Consider the following 371-nt stretch of genomic DNA (forward strand, 5'->3'; position numbering starts at 1 on the left):
AGTATTGCGGCTCAGGGCGGTATTAATGCTGCCAAGAATTATCATAATGATGGTGACAGTGTCTGGCGGCTGTTTTACGACATGATTAAAGGCGGCGACTTTCGGGCCCGTGAATCCAATGTATTTCGTCTGGCGGAACTGAGTACGTCGATTATTGATCAGGCTGTAGCGCAAGGTGTGCCATTTGCCCGTGAATACAGTGGTTATCTGGCCAATCGTTCGTTTGGGGGAGCGCAGGTATCCCGAACCTTTTATGCTCGCGGTCAAACCGGTCAGCAATTATTACTCGGGGCTTATCAGGCGATGAGCCGGCAGATTGCTGAAGGTCATATCGAACATTTTTCCCGTTGTGAAATGCAGGATCTGATCAA

General features: G+C 49.3%; 1 protein-coding gene. It reads left to right on the forward strand.

What is annotated here, in order from left to right; all coding sequences use genetic code 11:
- Positions 1-371, forward strand: a 371-nt coding sequence (locus B3O33_RS08650; RefSeq protein WP_292363420.1) for an FAD-binding protein, incomplete at both ends; no start/stop codon positions are given.

Origin of the sequence: Methylophaga sp. UBA1464, assembly GCF_002325665.1 — a bacterium.
Lineage (GTDB): Bacteria > Pseudomonadota > Gammaproteobacteria > Nitrosococcales > Methylophagaceae > Methylophaga.